At 57.6% G+C, this 21,294-nt stretch carries 17 protein-coding genes; 7 read left to right on the top strand and 10 right to left on the bottom strand.

What is annotated here, in order from left to right:
- Positions 1-28 precede the first annotated feature (28 nt).
- The 7 genes from V0R60_RS02370 to V0R60_RS02400 form a co-directional block, all read right to left on the bottom strand.
- Entirely contained in the window at positions 29-2,449 is a 2,421-nt protein-coding gene (locus V0R60_RS02370; RefSeq protein WP_330078461.1) for an efflux RND transporter permease subunit, read from the bottom strand.
- 9 nt (positions 2,450-2,458) lie between these two features.
- On the bottom strand, positions 2,459-3,430 hold the full coding sequence (locus V0R60_RS02375) for a WD40/YVTN/BNR-like repeat-containing protein (RefSeq protein WP_330078460.1): 972 nt from the start codon (positions 3,428-3,430) through the stop codon (positions 2,459-2,461).
- 309 nt (positions 3,431-3,739) lie between these two features.
- Entirely contained in the window at positions 3,740-4,441 is a 702-nt protein-coding gene (locus V0R60_RS02380) for an NAD(P)H-dependent oxidoreductase (protein WP_330078459.1), read from the bottom strand.
- Between the two features lie 12 nt (positions 4,442-4,453).
- Complete coding sequence (locus V0R60_RS02385) at positions 4,454-6,100, bottom strand: ABC transporter ATP-binding protein (protein ID WP_136476008.1); 1,647 nt, start codon at positions 6,098-6,100, stop codon at positions 4,454-4,456.
- Between the two features lie 2 nt (positions 6,101-6,102).
- Positions 6,103-6,930, bottom strand: coding sequence for an ABC transporter permease (locus tag V0R60_RS02390; RefSeq protein WP_136476007.1), 828 nt, complete (start codon positions 6,928-6,930; stop codon positions 6,103-6,105).
- A 3-nt stretch (positions 6,931-6,933) separates the two neighbouring features.
- A complete protein-coding gene (locus tag V0R60_RS02395; RefSeq protein WP_330078458.1) occupies positions 6,934-7,893 on the bottom strand; it encodes an ABC transporter permease in 960 nt (319 codons plus the stop codon).
- Between the two features lie 51 nt (positions 7,894-7,944).
- On the bottom strand, positions 7,945-9,546 hold the full coding sequence (locus V0R60_RS02400) for an ABC transporter substrate-binding protein (RefSeq protein ID WP_136476005.1): 1,602 nt from the start codon (positions 9,544-9,546) through the stop codon (positions 7,945-7,947).
- Positions 9,547-9,754: 208 nt separating this feature from the next.
- On the opposite strand from V0R60_RS02400, the gene V0R60_RS02405 reads away from it, so the two are divergent.
- The 7 genes from V0R60_RS02405 (at position 9,755) to V0R60_RS02435 (ending at position 18,033) form a co-directional block, all read left to right on the top strand.
- Positions 9,755-10,195 (top strand): Rrf2 family transcriptional regulator, encoded by a 441-nt coding sequence (locus tag V0R60_RS02405; RefSeq protein WP_203541225.1) that lies wholly within the window; start codon positions 9,755-9,757, stop codon positions 10,193-10,195.
- 193 nt (positions 10,196-10,388) lie between these two features.
- Complete coding sequence (locus tag V0R60_RS02410; protein ID WP_330078457.1) at positions 10,389-12,407, top strand: type VI secretion system Vgr family protein; 2,019 nt, start codon at positions 10,389-10,391, stop codon at positions 12,405-12,407.
- Positions 12,404-13,252 carry a DUF4123 domain-containing protein gene (locus tag V0R60_RS02415; RefSeq protein WP_330078456.1) on the top strand — a complete coding sequence of 283 codons (849 nt, stop codon included), beginning with the start codon at positions 12,404-12,406 and terminating at the stop codon, positions 13,250-13,252. Before V0R60_RS02410 ends, V0R60_RS02415 begins: the two co-directional genes overlap by 4 nt.
- Positions 13,228-14,046 carry a hypothetical protein gene (locus V0R60_RS02420; RefSeq protein ID WP_330078455.1) on the top strand — a complete coding sequence of 273 codons (819 nt, stop codon included), beginning with the start codon at positions 13,228-13,230 and terminating at the stop codon, positions 14,044-14,046. Before V0R60_RS02415 ends, V0R60_RS02420 begins: the two co-directional genes overlap by 25 nt.
- Positions 14,043-14,885 carry a hypothetical protein gene (locus tag V0R60_RS02425; RefSeq protein WP_330078454.1) on the top strand — a complete coding sequence of 281 codons (843 nt, stop codon included), beginning with the start codon at positions 14,043-14,045 and terminating at the stop codon, positions 14,883-14,885. Before V0R60_RS02420 ends, V0R60_RS02425 begins: the two co-directional genes overlap by 4 nt.
- Complete coding sequence (locus V0R60_RS02430) at positions 14,882-15,730, top strand: hypothetical protein (RefSeq protein ID WP_330078453.1); 849 nt, start codon at positions 14,882-14,884, stop codon at positions 15,728-15,730. The genes V0R60_RS02425 and V0R60_RS02430 overlap by 4 nt, the downstream gene beginning before the upstream one ends.
- The gene (locus tag V0R60_RS02435) at positions 15,727-18,033 is read left to right on the top strand and encodes a lipase family protein (RefSeq protein WP_330078452.1); all 2,307 of its coding nucleotides are present in this window, start codon (positions 15,727-15,729) and stop codon (positions 18,031-18,033) included. The genes V0R60_RS02430 and V0R60_RS02435 overlap by 4 nt, the downstream gene beginning before the upstream one ends.
- Before the next feature lie 139 nt (positions 18,034-18,172).
- Here the strand turns inward: V0R60_RS02435 and V0R60_RS02440 are convergent, their stop codons facing one another.
- The 3 genes from V0R60_RS02440 to V0R60_RS02450 all read right to left on the bottom strand — a co-directional run.
- Positions 18,173-18,466 carry a hypothetical protein gene (locus tag V0R60_RS02440; RefSeq protein ID WP_136475999.1) on the bottom strand — a complete coding sequence of 98 codons (294 nt, stop codon included), beginning with the start codon at positions 18,464-18,466 and terminating at the stop codon, positions 18,173-18,175.
- 44 nt (positions 18,467-18,510) lie between these two features.
- Positions 18,511-20,079, bottom strand: coding sequence for an EAL domain-containing protein (locus V0R60_RS02445; RefSeq protein WP_330078451.1), 1,569 nt, complete (start codon positions 20,077-20,079; stop codon positions 18,511-18,513).
- A gap of 60 nt (positions 20,080-20,139) precedes the next feature.
- The coding region (locus V0R60_RS02450) for an autotransporter outer membrane beta-barrel domain-containing protein (RefSeq protein ID WP_330078450.1) at positions 20,140-21,294 on the bottom strand (1,155 nt) is incomplete at its 5' end.

Here is a 21,294-nt window from a genome sequence, read left to right on the forward strand (position 1 = left end):
CAATATGCCGCGCAAGTTTATTTTCAGGTCACTGTGAATCACGTGCAGCCGGGCTCGATTTCAACGGGTATTCCCCTTGTGGCGCAGGTGCTGCGGGCTTGCTGGCCACCAGTCGGCGGCCACGGTTGAACCAGGCGGCCAGCGCCGGCAAAAGAAAAATTGCCCCAAGTACGTTGACCAGGAACATGAACGACAGCAGCACGCCCATGTCGGCCTGGAATTTCAACGGTGCGAAGGCCCAGGTGATGACCCCGATGGACATGGTCAGGGCCGTGAACACCGCCGCCGTACCACGCTGGCACATCGCTTGGTAAAAGGCTTCACGCAGACTCGCACCGGCAGCCATTTCATGCTGGATACGTTCGTACAAGTAGATGCCGTAGTCGACCCCAACCCCAACCCCCAACGCCATCACCGGCAAAGTGGCCACTTTCAGACCGATGCCCAGCAGCGCCATCAGCGCATTGCAGAGGATGGCGACAATTGCCAGCGGCACGAGGATGCACAACACCGCGCGAATGGAGCGGAACGTCAGCCAGCAGAATAGCGCGACCGAGCCAAACAATGCCGCGAGCATGAAAATCTCGGCATGTTTGACCGCCTCGTTGGAGGCTGCCATAACCCCGACGTTGCCGCCGGCCAGGTAGAACGTCAACTCAGGCGTGCCGACCTGGTCGATAATACGCCGCGCCTCGGCAAGCACATGGCTGACCGTGGCACCCTCGTGATCGGCGAGAAACACCAGAATCTGCATCTGCTGACAGCCGTCCGTGACCAATCCGTCGTCCGGCATGTAGGCGCGGGCGCCCTGGCTCAAGCCTCGGGCCGAACCCGGAATGGCTGCCCAGCGCGGGTTGCCTTCGTTGTTGCCGGCAATGATCACCTTGCCCATGCCTGCCACGCTCTGTACCGACTGCACGCCTTTGACCGCGCGCATGCGAAAGTCGAAGGCTTCAACCGCGCGCATCACCTCAGGCGACAGACAGCCTTCCTCAATACCCTTGACCTCGACGAACACCGAGAGCACATCCAGGCCGATGGAGTAGCTGCCGACGATCTTCTCGTTATCGAGGTTGTAGCGTGAATCGGCGCGCAGTTCCGGCGCACCGGCGCCGATATCACCCACCGCCAGGTCGCGTGCCTTGTAGGCCCCCGCTGCCAGCAGCAACAGGCTCAAGGCAAACACGCTCAACGCAGGCTTGGGCTCGGCCAGCGCCGACAACTTCCACCACAATCGATGGCGGCTGCCACTGTCGGCCTTGGCGCGGCGCAATACCGACGGCTCCAGGCGCAGATCGGCGATGATCACCGGCAACATCAATTTGTTGGTGATGATCATCAGCATCACGCCGATACAGGCTGTTACCCCCAGCTCGTGCACGATGGGAATATCGATGAGCATGATCACGGCAAAACCCAGGGCGTTCATCAACAACGCCAGGGAGCCGGGAATGAAAATTTTGCAGAAGGCGCCGTGAGCGGCCTGCACTGAACTGCGGCCGGCCAGCACCTCCTGCTTCCACGCGTTGGTCATTTGCACCGCATGGGATACACCAATGGAGAAAATCAGGAACGGCACCAGAATCGACATTGGGTCGATGCCCAGGCCCAGCAACGGCAGCAGGCCCAGTAACCAGACCACCGGCAGCAGTGCCACCACCAGCGCTACCACGGTCAGGCGCCAGGAGCGGGAGTACAGCCACAGCAAGGCGCCGGTGATCAGAAAGGCAATGACAAAGAAGCCGATAACCGTGTTCAGCCCTTCCACGACATCACCGACCAGCTTGGCAAAGCCGACGATGTTGATTTCAATCTGCTCGTTGCCGTATTTGGCGCGAATCTCCTCCAGGTGCTGCGCGACCTTGGCGTAATCCACTGGTTTACCGGTCTGCGGATCCAGATCCTGCAGGTCGGCACGAACCATCGCCGACTTCAGGTCATTGGCCACCAGCCGTCCGATCTGCCCGGAAGTTGCGGCATTGCTGCGCACCTGGGCCAGGTCCTGGGGTGAACCGTCGAAGCGTGGCGGTACCACCACATCACCAAAGAACCCTTCTTCAGTGATTTCGATGTAGCGCACGTTAGCGGTAAACAGCGACGTCACGCTGGCGCGGTTGACTCCAGAAATGAAGAACACCTCGTCGCTGACTTTGCGCAAGGTATCGAGGAACTGCGCGTTATAAATGTCGCCTTCACCCTTCCAGCGCACACTGACCAGAAAGCGGTTGGCGCCGGTAAAATACTGGCTGAAGCGCAGAAAGTTGACCATGTACTCATGGCGCACCGGAATCTGCTTGCTGAAGCCTGGATCCAGATGGGTGTGCGTGGCGCTGTAACCCAGGGCCAGGGTCAACAGCACGAACAGCAGCAGAAGGCCCTTGCGCCATGTCATCAGGTAGTCGGCAATACGTTCGACTCCGCGCGCTACCCAGCTTTTAGCTTGATTCATTGCCGCCTCTCACTTGCCAAGGGCGGCAACGCTGCCACCGGAATCCTGGAATACGCCACGCTCGCCGCCGACCAACAAGCGCGAGCCGAGCGTTACCGCAGAGGTCAAGGTGCCAAGCCCGGCCAGGCGACCGACACCCACCAACTGGCCGCGCTCATCAAGGCGCACCAACGAACCCCCGGCGCCGACGATCAGCAAGCCACCCTGTTCGGGCAGGCGCACATGGCCATACAGCGGCAAGGTGTTGCCCACTTTGAGCTGCGTCCAACTGCTGCCAAAGTCTTGACTGACAAACACGTGGCCGCGCATGCCGTAGCTGACCCAGCGATCGGCACTCAACCGCACCACGCCAAACAGCGAGCCGTTGTAGAACGCCGGCAGCGCCTGCCAATGCTGGCCGGCATCGCTGCTGCGCAACACCAGGCCCTGCTCGCCAACCAGCATGCGCCGCCCGTCTGCGCCGCCATCCATGCTGTTCAAATGCGCGTTGTCGACTTCCAGTTCCAAGGTGCGCCAACTCAGGCCGGCGTCGTCGGACTGGTAGAACTTGCCAAAGCTGCCATAGGCCAACACCCGCTCAGCACCTGCAGCCCAGGCGCCCAGCAGCGGCTCGCCAAGGTTTTGGTCATGGCGTACTTCCTGCCAATGGCTACCGCCGTCGGTAGAGCGCAGAATCCAGCCGTCATGCCCCACCGCCAACAGCCGTTGCTGGCCCAGGTCGACCAACCCGGTGAGGGCGACATTGCGTTGTGGCGTAAGCTCAGCGGCGTGCCAACTGATGCCCTGGTCATCGCTGAACAAAATGCTGCCACGCTCGCCTACCGCCAGCACCCGATCGTTCAGCTTGAGCAGCGCGTTGATTTGCATGCGATCAGTGCGCAAGGGGTCGTCCCCGGGTTCAGGCGCCGGCCTTGGGGCGAAAGCGAAGACGATGGTTGCCGCCACCACCAGGCAAACCAGATATCCGATCAACGAGCGCATAGTGGTCGCTCCGTTGTGGCATGACTCAGGTACACAAGGACATTCATGCGGCCAATCCTCTTGTTCTGCTGCGCTTCACGCGGGTTGCGCGAAACGTAAAGGGGGCATTGCCTGCACTGAATAATCACGCCTGGATAGCCTGGCAGCATCGTCCATATGGCTTACAAAAAGTCGCTTTTGTCCTGTGGCGATTGTTTGCCAACTCTGATCATGAGCGTGCCGCAACGCGTAACGCAGTTGCGGCAGTAGATAGGGGTAAGAGTGCTGGGGGCGAGCGGACGCTGCCCCGCGAAAGTGCCTGAAAACGCGTCAGGCCAAGGGGTACAGCGCCTCATCGAATTGCGACAGGCGCGGGAACGTCAGCGGCAGGTCATCCGACAAATGCTCCAGACGCTGCTGGTAGCTGTGCAAGAACGCCTTGCGGGCATCTTCACTGATGTACGGTACATGCCAGGCCACGAACGGCTCGAGTACCTCAAAGCCGACATACGCCAGGGTGCCGCGCAACAGCGGGCGCAACAGGTCTTCCAGCGGACCGTGAATCGCACCTTCGCCAAACATGTGCTCGCGCCCGCCAAGGGTGACGGTCACCAGGGCTTTTTTGCCCACCAGGCCACCCTGGTCATAGAAACGCTTGCCGCCATAGCAAACCCCGGACACCAGTACCCGATCGAACCAGCCCTTGAGGATCGCCGGCGTCGAAAACCAGAAGATCGGAAAGTTGAACACGACAAGATCGGCCCAGAGCAACTTGTCCAGTTCCTGCTGGATATCAGCGGCAATCGATCCACTTTTAACCCCAAGGCGCTGTTCCAGGGCATAGACCAGGTACTCGGGGTTTTCTCGAGCGCTGAAGTCTTCGGCACTGGCCACCGGGTTCCAGTTCATCGCATACAGATCACTGACCTGAACCTGATGCCCTTGGGCCTCGAACGTCTGCACCGCCTGATCGCGCAAGGCAGCAGTGAACGATTGCGGTTCTGGATGGGCATGGACGATCAATACTTTCATGAAAACATTCCTTTAAGCAGGTTGCACGGTAGAAGGTGCTGCACGTGAAGCCAACAGTCGGTCCAACCAGTCCGGATCCATTTCTGGCTCGGAAGAGAACAGCAGGCCGGTGTAGTCCTGATGAGGTGGAGTAAAGATGTGTTCGCGGCTGCCATGATCGACCACCCTTCCCCGTTGCATGACCAGCACTTCATCGGCGATGGCACGCACCGTGGCAACATCGTGGGTTATGAACAGATACGCAACGCCCAACTGCTGCTGGATACGGTTGAGCAACTTCAACACGCCCTCGGCGACCAACTGATCCAGGGCCGAGGTCACTTCATCGCAAATGATCAGCTCAGGCTCGGCAGCCAGCGCCCGGGCAATGCAAATTCGCTGCTTTTGTCCGCCAGACAGCTCTCGCGGCTGCCGCTCCATGTACAGCGCCGGGTCAAGTTCGATCATCTCCAGCAACTCGGCGACCCGCTTGCGCATGGCCTGGCCCTTGAGTCCCAGGTAGAACGTCAATGGCCGGCCGATGATGTCGACGATGCGCTGGCGCGGATTGAGCGCGGTGTCGGGAATCTGATAGATCATCTGCACGCGGCGCAATTGCTCCTTGCTCCGTTGACGAAAGTCAGCCGGCAATGCCTGGCCTGCGTACAACACCTGTCCAGCGCTGGGCGGCAACAGGCCAGTGATCAAGCGGGCCGTTGAGCTTTTGCCGCTGCCCGACTCGCCGATCACCGCCAACGTCTGGCCCCGGTGCAGTTTCAATGACACATCATGCAGCACCGGCTGCTGGCCGTAACTGGCACAGGCCTGGCGAACCTCAAGCAAGGGCTCGCCCTGCGCGGGGCTTGGTTTTGGCTCGGTGTGGAAGCTGCGTACCGCCCACAACGACTTGGTGTATTCCTGCGTGGGTGCGTCGAGCATGCTGCGGGTGTCGGCTTCTTCGACCAGTTTGCCGTGGCGCAGCACCATGATGCGGTCGGCCATCTGCGCGACAACGGCCAGATCATGACTGATGTACAGCGCAGCACTGCCGTAGGTCTTGACCGCATCTCGAATCGCCGCCAGCACTTCAATCTGGGTGGTGACGTCGAGTGCCGTGGTGGGCTCATCAAATACAATCAGATCGGGGTGGCAGGCCATGGCCATGGCGGTCATCACCCGCTGTAACTGACCGCCAGACACCTGATGCGGGTAGCGCTGGCCGATCTGCTCGGGGTTAGGCAGCCCCAACACCCGGTACAGCTGCACCGCTTCGGCCTCGGCCTGGGTGCGGCTTATTCCGCCATTTTTCACTGCGCTCTCGACATGCTGGTCAATCAGGCGATGGGCCGGGTTGAATGAGGCAGCAGCGCTTTGCGCGACGTAGGCGATGCGCAGACCGCGCAGCCCACGCAAGGTTTCGGCACGGGCGCCGACTAACTCCATACCATCGAAACGTACCGAGCCGCCCGTGATCCGGCAGCCGTCACGCACATACCCCATCGCGGCCAGGCCCAGGGTCGACTTGCCCGCCCCCGACTCGCCGATCAGGCCCAATACCTCACCCCGTTGCAGGGTCAGGTCGATGCCCTTGATCAACGGATGCCAGGCATCTTCGTAGTGACCCTCGATACGCAGATCGCGGATTTCCAGCAACGGCGCTTGGTTCGTAATGCCAGTCATTTTCAGCACTCCTTGAGGCCGCTGGATGCGTGCAGGACCCAATCCACGACAAAGTTGACGCTGACTGTGATCAACGCCACCGCCAGCGCTGGCAACAGCGGGCTAATGTCCCCAAAGGTGATCAACACCGCGTTGTCACGCACCATGCTGCCCCAGTCGGCCGTTGGCGGCTGAATGCCCAGGCCCAGGAACGACAGCGCACTGATGAACAAAAACACAAAGCAAAAACGCAGGCCGAACTCGGCAATCAGCGGCGCTGCAGCATTGGGCAGCACCTCGCGGCTCACCAGCCACCACAGCCCTTCACCCCGCAGGCGTGCGGCCTCGACAAAGTCCTGTACCACCACGTTCATGGCCACCGCCCGCGAAAGGCGAAACACGCGGGTGGCATCGAGCAGCGCAATCACCAGAACCAGCGAGGTGGCCGTGGTGCCCACCACACTGAGAATCAGCAAGGCAAAAATCAGTTGCGGGATGGCCATCAGAATATCCACCACCCGCGACAGGCCCTGATCGATCCAGCCGCCTTTGATCGCGGCCACCAGGCCGCAAAAGCCACCGAGAGCAAAAGCCAGCACCGTGGTCAGAAAGGCGATGCCCAAGGTATTGCGTGCGCCGTAGACCAGGCGGCTGAACATATCTCGCCCGAGGTTATCGGTGCCCAGCAGGAATTCACCGCCCCAAGGCGCAAAGCCCTCGCCCACCACTTGGGTTTCGCCATAGGGCGCCAGTACCGGGGCAAACACGGCCACCAGCACATACACGACAATCACCAGCAGGCCGAACTTGGCGCTCAAGGGCGCACGCGACAGTTGTTTGATCATGCTCATGCGTTACCCCTTCGGATGCATCAGGCGTGGATTGCTGGCAATCGACAGCACATCGGCCGTGGTATTGAGCACGATGTAGGTGGCGGCAAAGATCAGGCTGCAGGCCTGCACCACCGGAATATCGCGCTTGGCCACCGAATCGACCAGCAACTGGCCCAGGCCTGGGTAAACGAACACCACTTCGACCACCACCACGCCAACCACCAGGTAAGCAAGGTTCAGGGCGACGACGTTGATGATCGGTGCCAGGGCGTTGGGCAAGGCGTGGTAGAAGATGATGCGTGCCGGGCTGATGCCCTTGAGCCGGGCCATCTCGATGTACGGGCTGGCCAACAGGTTGATGAGTGCCGCACGGGTCATGCGCATCATCTGCGCGACCACCACCAGGCTCAGGGTCAGCACCGGCAGTAGCGAGCGTTCCAGGACCTCGGCGAAGCTCGCCCCTGGACTCAAATTGGAGATGCTCGGCAACCAGTTGAGCTTGACTGCAAAGACCAGGATCAGGATGTAGGCAACGAAGAATTCCGGAAACGACACCGCACTCAAGGCACTGGTATTGAGCAGCCGATCAAACCAGCTGTTGCGATACAACGCGGCAAGCATCCCCAGCAGCAACGCCAGCGGCACCGAAATCAAAGCGGCAAGCGCGGCGAGGCTGAAGGTATTGGCCAGGCGCGCACCGATCAGATCGGCAATCGGCCGCTGGTTGGCAAGCGACACGCCCAGATCGCCCTGCAGCAATTGCCAGGCCCAATGGCCGAAGCGGGTCAACGCCGGTACATCCATGCCCAGTTGTGCGCGCAGCGCTGCCACGGTTTCTGGCGTCGCGGCCTGGCCAAGCATGGCCTGGGCGACATCGCCGGGCAGCATCCCCACAGCGAGAAAGATGATTACCGATACCGCAAACAGCGACAACAACCCCAGGGCCAGGCGCTGCACAAGCAGTTTATAAAGACTATTCACCGAACAGCTCCTCCAACAGGCACAACGAAAGGTGATGGCTCGGGCCCGAACTCAGGCCTGCCACCAACGCTCGATCAAGCGCAGGCCATCGAGCTCGCCATAGGGCGCAGTAAGCCCGCCATGGGCCACACGCTTGGAGCGTGCCGCCACTGAGCTTGCGAACAGCGGCACGATGGCGCCGCCGTCATCGCGGCACAGTGCCTGCATTTCGTTGTACATTTCCTGGCGCAGTGGCGCGTTCATCTCGCCACGGGCGGCATTGAGCAGTTGGTTGAAACGCGGGTTGTCCCAGTGTGTCTCGTTCCACGCCGCGCCTTTGGCGTAGCCGATGCTGAACATGCGGTCGGCGGTCAGGCTGCTGTAGAAGAATGAGGTAGTGAACGGTTGCTTCATCCAGACGTTGGTGAAAAAACCGTCAGCCGGTTCGCGCACGACATCGATGTCGATACCGGCCTGGCGTGCCTGTTCCTTGAACAACACTGAAGCGTCTACTGCGCCGGTATAAGCGGCATCGGAGGCCTGCAGGCGTACCTTGAGCGAGTCGAGCCCCGCCTGACGCAGGTAGAAACGCGCCTTGTCCGGGTCATAGCTGCGCTGTTCCAGGGCAGTATTGATAAAACGACTGCCGGGCTGGATCGGGTGATCGTTGCCGATCTGGCCATAACCATAGAGCACCGAGGCCAGCAAGGTTTCACGGTTGATCGCATGCTTGAGCGCAAGGCGAACGTTGTTGTCCTGAAACTGCGCACTGTCGGTGAGCATCGGAAAGGTGTAGTGCTGGGCGCCTTTGGTTTCCTCGATGGCCAGGTTCGGGTTGCGCTTGAGCAGGGCCACGGTCTTCAGGTCGACCTTGTTGATCACGTCGACCTGGCCGGTAACCAGCGCGTTGACCCGCGCAGCGCCGTCGGCAATGGCCAGCAGTTCGGCACTGGCGAAATGCGCCCTGCCTGCTTTCCAGTAATCCGGGCTGCGCTCCAGGTCCATGCGCACACCGGGCTCGAAGCCCTTGAGACGATAGCCGCCGGTTCCAACGCCAGACTGCCAGTCAACCACACCGTCCTTGGCCGGCATGATCGCCAAGTGATAGTCGGCAACCACATAGGCAAAGTCGACGTTGCCCGAATGCAATTCGAACACCACAGTATCGGTACCTTCGGCACGCACCTGGGCGACGTCACCCAGCACGGTCTTGGCCGCCGAGGTAGATGTGTCGCCCAAGTGATGCTGGATAGAAGCCACCACGTCATCGGCATCGAGGGTTTTGCCGTTGTGAAAGGTAACGCCCTTGCGCAGGGTGAACGTCCAGATCCGCGCGTCGGGACTCAACGCCCAGCGCTCGGCCAGCTCAGGAATGACGCTACCGTCCACGTCGATTTCACTGAGGGTGTTGTACACCGCAGAAAAACCGACAAAGGTGAAGGTATCGCTCCAGGTGCCGGGATCGCGCGAATCGGTGGTGCTGCCACCGGCCAAGCCCATGCGCAGTACACCACCGGCCTTGGGTGTGGCCTCCTCGGCCCAGCCTTGCATCGGCAACCCCAGGGAAAACGCCCCGGCCACGGCCGCCGCAGCGGCGCTGTATTTCAGAAAATCGCGACGCGGCAAGCCGCTGTCGTGCATCGCTTGAGTAATTTTGTTGTTGTTATCGCTCATGGCATTGCCCCTGTTGAACCGCAGAGAAAAGGATTTTGCCGACCTCGCACGCATCGATGCTGCAAATATTTGTATTTGTCATCGTGACAATTACATTAGACTCATCAGCACACGGTTGCCAAGCACCTTTTTGCAGGGGCCTAATGCGGCCAGCTACACCCCGTTGCTACTGAGTTTGAGTGAACACTTTCACAGGATTGAGCAAGCCATGAGCCAGTCGACCCGCTTGATAACCGCCTCGTACATTCTGTCGTTCGTGGCCGCCAACGCCCCGCAGAAACTGCGTACCGAGACCATTGCCAAATGGGTCAAGACTCACCCTACCCGCGTGCGCAGCCTGGTCTCGCTGATGGTCAAGGCCAACATCCTCAGATCCTGGCGCGGCGCGCACGGCGGCTTGACCCTGGCGCGTCCGGCGAGCGAAATCACCCTGCGCGAGGTGTATGACGCCGTGCAGGAAAGCTCGTTGATCGCCGAGAAAATCGACAACCCATTCTCCGGCATGGAAGACCACTGCAAGGTGTTCGAGGTGTTCACCCGCCTGTTTGCCATGCTCGAAGCCAACATGCGCCTGGACCTCGGTGCAATCAGCGCCGACCAACTGTTCGTCGCCTTCGACCCGCCATTGGAAAAAGCCGAGCAGGCTTGAAGTTGTCTCTGGGGCGCGTTTACATCGGTTTTCGGTGCTGGTTTTCAGCCAGTTCATGGAGAAATTGAAACTTCTGATCTGGCTTTAGGAGCGGTCCTACATCATTTTATTGCAGTCCTTATTAGGGTGCTGCGGGTATGGCGCTTCCCAGGTGGGCGTCGATGACCTGCACGCCCCGCTTAAGGACTAGCCTATGTTCGCCTCGGCCAACACCGCGCAGTTTGAACTGCTCATTCCCTCTGTTCGCAACGACTTCAAGGTGCGGGCATTCGAGGGTACCGAAGCCATCAGCAGCTTGTACGCGATTCGCATCGAACTGGTCAGCGAGCATGCCAATTTCGATCTCGAGCGCCTGCTCGGGCAGCCGGCCTTTTTGCGCTTTGACCTCAACGGCGAAGGGCTGCATGGACTGATCGAAGAGTTCCAGGTCGGCGAAGTCGGCAAGCGCCTGACCCATTACCAACTGACCCTGGTGCCCGCCCTGCACTATCTGCAGTTCAGCCACAACCAGCGGATTTTCCAGGGTCTGAGCGTGCCGGAGATTGTTACCGAAGTGCTCAAGGGCCATGGCATTCTTGCCGACGCGTTCAGCATGCATGTCAGCACCTGTCCCAAGCGCGAATACTGCACACAGTATTTCGAGAGCGACTTTGGTTTTATCCAACGGCTATGCAGCGAAGAAGGCATTGCCTGGCATTACCAGCACAGCGTCGATGGCCACAAGCTGGTGTTCAGCGCCGATCAGACCTATTTCCCGCGCCTGGGAACCACGCCCTATCTGCAAGGCAGCGGCATGGTCGCCGAGCATCCGGTGGTTCACCAGTTTTCCCAGCGTTTGAGCACCCGAACCGGCAGCGTCAGCCGCCGCGATTACGACCTGCAACGGCCAAGCCGCTTGCTGGAAAGCCGCTGGCGCAGCGGGTCGAGCCCCACCCTTGAAGACTATCGCTACCCGCAGCAGCGTGACACCGAAGCACGCGGCCAACAACTTGCCCGTCAAGCCCTGGAACAGCATCGCCACGACGCCCAACTGAGCGAAGGCGAAAGTGATCAGCCAGCACTGCGCAGTGGTCACTTCTTCACCTTGAGCGAACACCCGCGCGCGCGCTGCAACGCGTTGTGGCTGCTGCTCAGCGTGACCCATCAGGGCAAACAGCCGCAGGTGCTGGAAGAGTCGGCTAGCCACGACAGCCAAGCCCAGGACGGATTCAACCAGGGCTACCGCAACCGCTTCAGGGCGATTCCCTGGGACGTGTTCTATCGACCTGCGCTTGTCGAGCGCCCATCGGTTCTGGTTAGCCAGACTGCTCGGGTTACAGGACCGCCTGGAGAAGAAATCCATTGCGATGAATACGGCCGGGTCCACGTCGAGTTCCATTGGGACCGCACCGAGCTGAACAGCGACCAGAGCAGTTGCTGGTTGCGCGTATCCTCCGCGTGGGCTGGCACGGGCTTTGGTGCTGTGGTTCTTCCACGCGTCGGCATGGAAGTGGTGATCACCTACCTGGAGGGCAACCCCGATCACCCACTGATCACCGGCTGTGTGGCCAACAAGGTGACGGCCGTGCCCTACCCCTTACCTGCCAACAAAACCAGGACCGTGCTGCGCAGCCAAAGCTCACCGCACGGTGGTGGCTACAACGAATTGTCGATCGAAGACCGCAGTGGCGCAGAGCTGATCTACCTGCGCGCCCAGCGCGACCTGGAGCAAAAGATCGAGAACGACAGTTGCCTGGAGGTCGGCAACCAGCGCCTGGAAACCATCAAGGGCAACAGTATTGCGGTGCTGGAGGCGGAAGATCAGCAGACCGTCACGGCTGATCGCAAAGTCGAGCTCAAGGCCAACGACAATCTGCACGTGGCAAACAGTAGCCACACCCGCATCGGTCAAACGCTCGCAATTGAAGCAGGACAACAAGCTCATCTCAAGGCAGGCGCCCAACTGATCCTTGAGGCTGGGGTCAGCATCAGCTTGAAAGCTGCAGGCCAGCATATCGTCATAACGCCCGGAGGAATTTTCAGCAGCACTGCAATCGAGCTCGGTGGGGCTCCAGTCGTCGCACTTTCGCCGTCACAGACCGCCCAGGACGCAGTCGCCAGCCTTGCCAGCCCCCTGTCCATCGTTACCAGTGCCAAGCAAAACGCAGCGGACTACTGCCCGCTTTGCGAAGCCTGTCGCGATGGCCTGTGCAGCATCGGAGATCGCGTATGACCACGCCTGAAAAATGGCTCGATACCCAAGCATCCCTCGAACGGAACCTGTACCTGGTGCTGGACTCCGTGGGTCACCTTGATGAGCGCAACGCACTGATCAATTCGCTCGGGCCCAACCGGTACCGCAACTTTTACGTAGCCACAGCGGCGCAATCGCTGGTCAACGTCGCGCCCTACCTCTTTCACCTGGAGTCGGCAGAACATCCCGCGTTGCATGCACTCCTCGCTACACCCCAGCGGCACTGGGGCTGGCTGGCCAGCGCTGGTGATATTCCGATTGACGTACTGACCCGCCATTGGCGCAATCGTCTGGTAACCGGAGAGCGTCCAAACCAGGCGATCTACCGCATGCACGATAACCGTGTGTTGGGTCGCGCCTTGGCTCACCTGCAACCGGAACAGCTCCCCGAATACCTCGGCCCCATGGCGAGCGTATGCTATTGGCAGACCGATGGCTGGAAGGTTACCGATAACCTCGATCCCGCTGAGCACCCACTTCCTGTGACCCCTGCGTGGTTGGCGACACCCACGCCCGAGACCACCTACGCGCAAATATTGTTCGACAACTGCCGCCGCTACCTGATGCGCGAACATACCGACACCCTGGTCAAGCTGGCCAAGCAACGCGATCTCGACTCCTGGCTGCGCGAAGTACTGGCCTTGGCGCACACCTGGGGCTTGCACGCCCCTGAACATATCCATTTCTTGTTAATCCAGAGCTTACAAGCGCAAAACTTCACCCTACCACCGGCCTGGAAGCCTCAGCCCAACGAAGTGCCACAAGCTCACTTTGAACGTATGCGAACGGAAGTCCTGTATTGGCAAGGGAAATTGCCGCTGTGAGGCCATTTACTAAAGCCTTGGGCTTGGGCGCCTGCATAACCTCAGCCCTGGTTTGGGCGCTATCAGAACCAGCAAAAAGCTTTACTTTTACCGCAGACCTACCCCCCGACTTTACCTACAGGTTAACCGCTGCGTACGTGCCTGCCACCGGCGAAACCTGCAGCGTGCCGGGCGGGAGAAATACAAAGGTGGTTTTCAATCGTCTAGGCAAAGAATACAACCCCATCTCCGAGGTTCAACTGTTCAGAACCGTGAGCGGATGCGCGCTCATGTTGAATCATGCGGAGGTAAAGATTTTTGGCATACATAGCAGAAACGCAAAACGTGCCTACTCCAGCTTTGACCGCGCCCAATTTTCGGTCACGGCGAAACTACCAAAACACCTTGAACACAAATTCAATAATTCTTCACTAAATGAGTTTTACGGGCAGTGCCAATGGTTTTTTCGCACCATCGGTCCTGAGCGTTACATTACAAAAATCCTGTTCTGCCGAAAAACAGATGCGCATGGAAACATAGCGAACGGCCGACCATTTTCGGCGTACAACCTGGAACAACTTAGAGGGAATACGATAAAACTGAACATACAGATGGCCGATGTGGAGTTACCCTACATGAAAGATACCTGGATTAAAGTTCCCGGTGGTTGGAAGCGCTGCATGGGTAAAAGCTTTGCAGATCAACACGCATTTTGTAATGGCAACCATGAAAACTTCAGCACGTTTCGCATGGTAGATGGTCGCGTATGCACCATCTATCCAGGTTGTACTGAAAGCAAGGAAGTAACGCCATGATGGCAACCTCTCCACCTGTAGCTTGCAAAGAAAAATATGGTAGTTACAGGAAGGCTGCTTTTATATTTATGGCCTTGGGCATATCCCTAATCTTATCTTACTGGCTACTAACACCCTCGAAAAGCTTTACTTTTACCGCAGACCTACCACCCGACTTTACCTACAGCTTAATCGCTACGTACGTACCTGCCACCGGAGAAACCTGTAGTGTGCCGGGCGGAAGAAATACAAAAGTGGCTTTCAATCGTCTGGGTAAAGAATACAAACCGATCTCTGAGGTGTTGCTATTCAGAACGGTGAGCGGTTGCTCGTTGATGTTGTATGATTTAGAAATCGACATAATCGGAATTAGCAGCGTGAGTCAAAAGCGCGCATACACCTCTTCTGATTACGCCAAGCTGGCGGTAGGTGATGATCTGCCAAAACGTGTAATAGGCACCTTCAATGATACTGGCTTGAGTGAGTTTTATGGGCAGTGCCAATGGCTATTTCGCACCGTTAGTCGCCAGCGGAACCTATTAAGAACCCTCTACTGCCGGAAAACAGATGAATTGGGAGAAATTGCCAACGGCAAGCCTTTCTCGGGTTATACATTGGATCAACTTCCGGGCACAACCGTAAAGCTGAAAATTAAACTAGCTGATGTAGAAGAACCCTATATGAAAGATACGTGGGTTAAGGTTCGAGGTGGCTGGAAGCGTTGCATGGGTAAAAGCTTTGCAGATCAACACGCATTTTGTTATGGCAACCATGAAAACTTCAGCACGTTTCGCATGGTAGATGGTCGCGTCTGCACCATCTATCCAGGTTGTACTGAAAGCAAGGAGGTAACGCCATGACGGCCACCTCTCCACCTGTAGCTTGCAAAGAAAAATCTGGTAATCGCAGGAAGGCTATTTTAATATTTATGATCGTTGGCATATTCCTAATTTCAGTTTTAATCTACTGGCTACTAACACCCTCGAAAAGTTTTACTTTTACTGCAGACCTACCACCCGACTTTACCTACAGCTTAATCGCTACGTACGTGCCTGCTACCGGAGAAACCTGTAGTGTGCCGGGCGGAAGAAATACAAAAGTAGCTTTCAATCGTCTGGGTAAAGAATACAAACCGATCTCTGAGGTGCTGCTATTCAGAACGGTGAGCGGTTGCTCATTGATGTTGTACGATTTAGAAATCGACATAATCGGAATTAGCAGCGTGAGTCAAAAGCGCGCATACACCTCTTCTGATTACGCCAAGCTGGCGGTAGGTGATGATCTGCCAAAACGTGTAATAGGCACCTTCAATGATACTGGCTTGAGTGAGTTTTATGGGCAGTGCCAATGGCTATTTCGAACCGTTAGCCGTAAGCGAAACATAGTAAGAATTCTTTCCTGTCGGAAAACGAATGAACTGGGAAAAATTGACATCGGCAAGCCTTTCTCGGGTTATACATTGGATCAACTTCCGGGAAAGGCTGTGAGGCTGAAGATCAAATTAGCCGACGTAGAGCGTCCCTACTTGAAAGGCACGTGGGTAAAAGTACCCGAGGGATGGAAGCGCTGCATGGGAGAAAGCTTTGAAGATCAATATGCTTTCTGCCGCGGCAACAATAAAGACTTCAGCACATTCAGAATGATTGACGGACGCATCTGCACAATCTACCCCGGTTGCACCGAGAGCAAGGACTCGACCCCATGAATTTCACTCCAATATTAGATACGGGTGTTAAACCTTTCACTGGCGCAATTCATATTTGCCCTTACCGCGAACATGCGACCAGCTTTCACTTAGTTGATGAATTTGGCGATGGCCGAGCCTATGCCAACTTGCTTTATGAAGTCATCGATTACGAAGGTACGATTTATACCGAAAGATTGGACGAGTCAGGGCAAGGCAAAATAAATCATCACTTTTGCGGCCCGATTACTCTTAAACTGAACCAATCCTACACTGGAGAAAACAAATATTACGAATACTTAAAAGATAGAGATCATTACCCCCTCCCTATTACCGAACTACAAGTACGTGCAGAACAAACTCGCTTTTTCAACACAACCGGCGCAAGAACAAGCTCAAACCCCGCCCAAGAGAGCGCAAGTGTCTTCTACCAGGTTGAAGTCAGTGAACTGGTGGAGCACATCGCGCACCTGCCACCCCTCGTCAGCCGAACCTTCCCACCTGACAAGTATGTACATGCGCTGTTCCGTCAGCCCGCTGAAACGGCTGTGGGCAGCCATGAACAGGTCAATCACGTATCTGCGCACATCCTCAATGGGGATACCCCTGCAACTCAGCGGGGGGCGGCTCCTTCACCGCCTACCGCGAGAGGAATTGCCCTGCTACCCAACCGACACTACGTGCTCGAGGTTCGGCCTTTGCGGGCACTGCGGCCAATGTTGTCGACAGCCGACGAGTTCTGTGCGCTAAACATGTATCAACTGGCGCTGATGGCGACCCTGAGCTACACCGACTTCAGTCAGAACCCCGCCACCCACCCGGTTGAAACCGGAACCGTGAGTTTTCCGACACAACCCAGCAGCGGAAACTGGTTCGGCCATGCCTTGGCGCAGTTTGACGAGCTGTGGCAAGTAGATGCTGCCCAGCACGAGGGTAAGGCGTATTACCCCCTGTATGAAGAAGTACCCTATTCCAAGCGCCTGGAAGTGGTGCCCTTCGATCCGCAGCTCTACCCCGAACTAAACGACCCAAAACTAGGGCAGGAACAGGAGCATCCGGCAAAGTTGCATTGGCTGGATGATCGACTGGAATCCCAAGGTACGGATACTCAGGCCTTCATTACCCATCACGACGAGTTGATTTTAATCTCCGTACGCGGAACGAGCGAAGTACTACCAGACGGCTTACGTGATGCTGACGCACGCCAAGTACTTTTCGATGAAGGGGTGGGCAACGTACATAACGGCTTCTATGAGGCAGCTCGGGTCGTCGCTAAGTTTGTGTTTGAATACCTGAAAAGATTCCATAGCGGACAAAAACTAGTCATTACCGGGCATAGTCTAGGCGGTGCAATAGCACTGATACTGGCGGAAATACTACGACGTGACGACCGTTTTGAGCTCAATATTCTGCTCTACACCTACGGTGCCCCACGAGCAGGCGACGCTACATTTGTTGAAGGTGCAAGCGCATTGGTCCATCACCGCATCGTTAACCACAACGATCCGGTGCCAAGCTTGCCGGCCCCGTGGATGTATTTTTCAATGGCAAGAATTGCGAAGGGTTTTGAGGTCCTTCCACTCAGTACGGCAATCGGAACGCTGTTCTTGATCACGGGCAACACCAACTTGACCGGGGAATCTTACACACACCACGGCAAGCTGCGTCACTTCATGGCGGTGGATTTAGGACTGGTGGGGCAGTCATCCATTCTCTGGGAACCGGGATGTCGTACGATCACTGATCGTGGCTGTGCACGCGTGCTACAGGAAATTGATGGGTTACCTGTACGAGGGTCTTTTTGGCAGCAGTTGCTCGACAACGCCAACCACTCAATGACCGGTAGCTATATCCCCAATTGCTGGGCAACCCTTCGACGCTGGCAAAAGGCACGTGAAGACAACCTCAAGCGCATTACAGACAGCGAGTTTGACCGCGTCAGCGGCGCTTTAAACAGCGTGATCAGGCAGTTGAACACCTTGAAGGCAGAATCTGGCCCGCGCCTGCGAGGCGATGTTCAAGTAAAGAATACACAGATAAGTAAACTGGATCGGGAGATCCGTAAGCTGTACATGACCCAAACCCGACTGCGCACGTTACTCGAAAAGACCATAACGCAGGCCGATGTTTATGGCCAGTTTGCCTCCCAGCCTGAGCTACTCGCGCAGGTTCTTCTGCGCTGGCGTGAACACCTTGAAAACCTCGCACCGGCCCCCTTGGCAATGATTCCCCAGTCTGCTGCCGACGATGATGCGGCAATTGCCTCTATCGTTGGCGGATACGTACCGGGTCAGCCCTATAATTTTGATATTGAGTCGCTGTAGTGAACCTCAAAGCACGCCCCCAGCATGGTGCAATGAGCTATCGCTCTCCCAAGCCCCAACCTCACCTGCTTCGGGCCATGCAGCCTCGCCTTCTTGCGAGTCGTGACCGACACGGCCCAAGCATCCAGATGCCCTGAACTCAGCTGTTCTTTATCGTGCAAATACCATTGGCCCTGTGTTTGCCCGTATAGGACATCCACGGCGTACCGTCCGGGTTGATGCCCAGGCTGATGGTTACGCCAGCACCTTTGATTTCAAAGTTCTCGTCATTGATTTTTTTCAGCTTTCCTTCCTTGCCATTTATGTAGACAGGTCCACCTTGATCGGCATGGATGTCCAGATTGCCTGGGCAGGTGGCGTTCAATTGCGGGATGCCCGCGTTGGCAATGCCGGATGCTGCAAGCAGAACCAGTGGTAGTAGTGCCGTTTTCATACTGCTCTCCTGACTCGTCTGATCGACGAGCATTTTCGGTGGGTTTAAACGTTGATTAGTTGCCGAGTAGCCGCCCTGTGTTCGCTGTAGGCGATGAACTCACCGACCGGCATGGGTTTGCCAAATAGCCAGCCCTGGCCAAATTCAATGCCGCGGGTGCGCAAAAAGGCCACTTGCTGCTGTGTCTCTATGCCCTCGGCTACCATGACCAGCCCCATTTCCTGAGCCAGGGCGATAGTCAGTTCCAGCACTGGGCACGCTTTGTCGTCGTCAATTCGCGCCACGAAGGTGCGGTCGATTTTCAGCAGGTCGATGGGCAGATGCTGCACGTACTGCAAGCTGGAATAACCGGTGCCGAAGTCATCCAGGGCTATCGGGTGGCCGCGCTGGCGGCTGACTGTCAGGTGCTCACACGCAGGTTCAAAGTCCAACAGGCTGCTCTCGGTAACTTCTAGCCAGACTTGATGCGCATTGATGCCTGCGCGGGCAATCGCATTACTCAGCACGTCAAGGTATCGACCGCTGCAGATATCCCTGGCCGCAAGGTTTATCGAGACATGCTTGCAAGGGTCCGAACGCAGGTACTCGCCTAAGTCGTCACACACAGCGAGGAGGACTTTCTCGGTGATGTCCTCGATCAGGTCACTCTCTTCTGCCAGCGTCAGGAAGCGTTCGGGCGTCGCCCAGGTGCCATCGCTTTGTTTCAATCGCACCAGCGCTTCAGCCCCCACGCAACGACCGCTATGCAGGTCAATGATGGGTTGATAAAACGCATGAATATTGCCTTGTCCAATGGCGCCTCGCAGTTCGGCCATCGGTGACAGACGAGCGTTGGTATAGCGTGCTATTTCCCGCAATCCGTAGAGTGCCACTGCCGCTCCGATCGGCAGCGCGATAAGTTGCTTGCGCCATAGATTGGCAAGTAGCGCCTCCCTGGACAGGGCTACCACTGCCTGCCAATTGCCGTGCGTCACCCACTTGTAGATGTAGTCGCCGACCAACATCGGCCGGCGGCCTTCATGGACCAGCGTCAGCAACTGGGTGAAACCGTCGGCGTGGCGCTGCTCCATCCAACGACCGGCACCGGCACCCAACGCCAGGCGAAAACCCGGTTTCAACGAGGTGTCCTGAAGCGGCTCGGGGTCTACCAGTAGCCGAAACGCGGCGTACTGCAGGGTAAGCTTGCCATTAACGGCATTAACGTCTGTATGCCCGTTCAACGATACGTAGACCCCTTCGGATGTCTGGAAATCTTCCGCGAAGGTTGGCCCCTCCGGCGCCCATGCTCCGCTGGAGCTACAGGCGTAGACATCTTCTTCGGTATAGCCGACCGATTTTACGAACAAGGTGTTCAATGCAATCAGGCGCATCTGTTCAATGCCCGACGGCGAACAGGCCGGCAACCCTGAGTCTGCCAGTTGCCTGAGTGCCTCGCCTGCCTGAGCCACGGTGCTATCCGCCCTGCGTACCGCCAGTTCGGCCAGATCGTCCAACTGCGCCTCGGTGTCGTGCAGCACCAGCAACCAGCCGAGGTACGCGCTGCTGGTTAAGCACACCATTACACACAAAGCACCGGCCAAGACTCCGAATACACGTATCCGTGAGCGTTTCATGAAACCTCCAACAGCATTGATTCTTTGTTTTATCGCTGGGTAGCTGCTTGCAGCCTGCTGTCACCAGAGGATTCGATAGCCGACGGTAACTTGCAGAGGTTGTTCGATTTCACTGCCGTGCACGTAGTGGGTCTCGACCATCAGCTTTTGCCGGGCGCTGAGTTGCAAAGCGGTGCCTGCTCCATAATCGGTGCGCGTGCCTGGCAGTGAATTGTCCAGGGCATGCCCATCTACCGATACGTGGCTGTCACCCGCCAGCTCTTCAATTTGCGACACGCTGAGGTATCCCTGTACCTGGGTGCCTGAAGCCAGCATGAAGTTGCGGCCCGCGCGCGCCCCTACCCGGGCCTGGACCGAGTCCTGGTCCTGTGCTTTTACTTCCAGCGAGTCGCTGCTGGTGTAGCGAGGCCCTTGCAGATGGGCAGCGGACAGTTGCGCCTGGGGCTCTATGAACCAACCATCAGCCAGAACAATCTGGCGGCCAAGTTCAACACTGGCCCCGTAAACGTTTGCGTCATAGTGGCCACTCACTTGATCGCCCAGGTTTTGCGACACCTTCACATCGCCTTTGAGGTGATCGTATTTCAGCACGGTGTCCAGATAGACGCCGTTGTCTTGCAGGTACGTGGCGTATAGCCCCACTGAACGGCTATCGATATCACCACTGCTGTGCTCGGCAAAGTCCTGGTCGGCGTGGCCGATGCCCAACATGCCGCCGAGGTAGAGCGTTGCATCATTGAATTCAATGGCGCGGTCAGCGCCCACTTCGATACCGCTAAGCCGTTGGTCGAACGCACGGCTGTCACCGCTGTCGACGTTCAGCCTTGCGTCCATGGCCCGGGTCCAGAGCCCTCCTTGGTCCTTGCCCAAACGCAACTCACCCAAGCGTCGGCTCAAGGTGCCCATCTCGTTCTGCCACAGGTTGGCGGCGGCAGTCTGCATGCCCAGGGCGGCATTGGCGCCCTTGGACAGACGCTGGGCTTGCGGCAATCGGGCCGGCAAGGCTCGGGAAACGCGCGGCTGAGGAGGTTGCGCTGGCGTCAGCGGGGTCATCGCAACATTGCTGGTAATAGGCTGCGGTATCGCCTGCGGTTTCATTGCAGGGTTAAGCGGGCTCATCGCAACGTTGCTGGTAATAGGCTGCGGTATCGCCTGCGGTTTCATCGCAGGGTTAAGCGGGGTCATCGCAACATTGCTGGTAATGGGCTGCGGTAT

The sequence above is a fragment of the Pseudomonas auratipiscis genome (assembly GCF_036324085.1).
GTDB lineage: Bacteria > Pseudomonadota > Gammaproteobacteria > Pseudomonadales > Pseudomonadaceae > Aquipseudomonas > Aquipseudomonas auratipiscis.